This window comes from Spirillospora sp. NPDC046719, assembly GCF_040645715.1.
Lineage (GTDB): Bacteria > Actinomycetota > Actinomycetes > Streptosporangiales > Streptosporangiaceae > Spirillospora.
The window spans coordinates 1-1908 of record NZ_JBEYYT010000834.1; the positions used below are offsets into that span (position 1 = coordinate 1).

General features: G+C 78.4%; 1 protein-coding gene. It reads right to left on the reverse strand.

Annotation, left to right across the window (positions count from 1 at the left end; all coding sequences use genetic code 11):
• Positions 1-1325: gamma-glutamyltransferase (locus tag ABZ914_RS50780; protein ID WP_500201740.1), on the reverse strand; the 1325-nt coding region annotated here is incomplete at its 3' end.
• Positions 1326-1908 lie beyond the last annotated feature (583 nt).

Consider the following 1908-nt stretch of genomic DNA (forward strand, 5'->3'; position numbering starts at 1 on the left):
AGGCGCCAGCGGGGCGCGGCGAGCGCCTCCTCCGGCGGCGCGCCGCGCAGCAGCCGCACGAGGATCTGCAGGCCGACCTGCGGCTGGAGCCCGCCGCCGGTGCAGCCGAGGACCGCCCGGAACGTGCCATCGGAGCGCGTCGCGACGACCGGGACGAGCGTGTGCGGCGGGCGGCGCCGCGGCCCGTACTCGGCGGGCGAGCCGGGCGCCAGCGTGAACCCGGCGCCCCGGTTGTGGAGGTTGATGCCGGTTCCGGGCTCGAACAGGAGCGAGCCGAGGCCGGTGCCGTTCGACTGCTGAAGCGCGATGGACATGCCCCGGTCGTCCACGACGCAGACGCAGGCGGCGTCGCCGGACGGGAACGTTCCGCGCCGCCGCCAGTGCCGGGCCGGGTCGATCGCGGCGCGGAGCGCGGCGATGCGGTCCGGGCAGAGGAGCGCCTCCGCGTCCTGCTGCCCCCGCTCCCGCTCGGGGTCGTCGGAGGCGGCCAGCACCGACTCGGCGAGCAGGTGCGCCCAGCCGGGGTCGGCGGGGTCCGGCAGGTCGAGGCCCGCGGCGACCGCGAGCGCGGCGAGCAGCACGTGGCCCGGCGAGTTCGGCGGGGGCGTCCACACGTCGTGCCCGAACGCGCGGACGCCGAGCGGCCGCGTCCACTCCGCGCAGGGCTCGGCGAGGTCGGACGGCGCGTAGAGCCCGCGTCCCGCCCGGAGTAGCCCGTCGCCGAACTCGCCCTGGTAGAACCCCGCGCGTCCCTCGGCGACGACGGCCCGCAGCGCGCGGGCGATCCCCGGGCGCCGCACCTGCTCGCCGGGACGGGACGGCCACGCGAGCCCGTCGCCGCCCGGCGCGTCCCGGCAGGCCGCGACGAGGCCCGGCGAGGCGGTGAACCCCCGCTCGGCGTGCAGCACCGCCGACTTCAGCACCTCCGCGAGCGGCATCCGGCCGTGCCGGGCGTGCAGCGCGAGCCAGCCGTCCACGCAGCCGGGGACGGTCACCGACCGCAGGTCGTGCCGGACCGGCATCCGGCGGCGGCCCTCCGCGCGCAGCGCCGCCGCGTCGGCGCCCGACCCGGCCCGGCCGGAGGCGTTCAGCGCGGCGGGCGGGCCCGGCCGGTCGTGGACCAGCGCGAACAGGTCGCCGCCCGGCCCGCAGCGGTGCGGCGCGACCACCGCCAGCACCGCGTTCGCCGCCACCGCCGCGTCGGCCGCCGACCCGCCGGCCCGCAGGATCGCGAGGCCCGCCGAGGACGCGCGGTGGTCGGCGGTGCAGATCATCGCCCGGTCGGCGGTACCGGTGATCTCCTGCTGATCCACCGGCGCGTTCACACTTTGACGGTAGTTGCCGGAGCGGCGGGCCGAAAGGCCCAGATGGCGGGCATTGTCAGCGGATCTGACAGGGCGCCCCGGGTGCAGTTCGGGCGGCGGGCCGCCCTCGGGGGAGGCCACGGCGGCGGGTGCGCGCCTGAAGACCGCGCCGCCGTGGCCCCGTCCCCCCCACCCGGCTGTGGAAGGCACCGGTTACAGGGGCGGCGGCCGCCGCGGGCCTCCGCCCCGCCCCCCAGCGAACCGGCGGGAACGCCTCCACAAGGTGCGAAGAAGCTTGCCGCGTACCCGCGCGTAGGTTCACGGCTCCGCCGGTCCCGTCGACGAGCGGTCGGTTTCCTGCGATGAGCGGGCCGCCCGAACCGGTGCGCCATGCTAAGTAGACCCTCAGGCCACGGTTCAGGGAGGCGGTATGACCGGATTCTTCGCCGGACGGACGCTCGACGGCGTGCGCGGCGACCTGCGGTCGGGCGCCGCGACGGCCGCCGGCCTGCTCGACCGCGCGCTGGAGTCGGTCGACCCGGCCCTCAACGCGTTCGTCACCGTGGACGCGGAGGGCGCGGCGGCCGCCGCCCGCGCCGCGGAC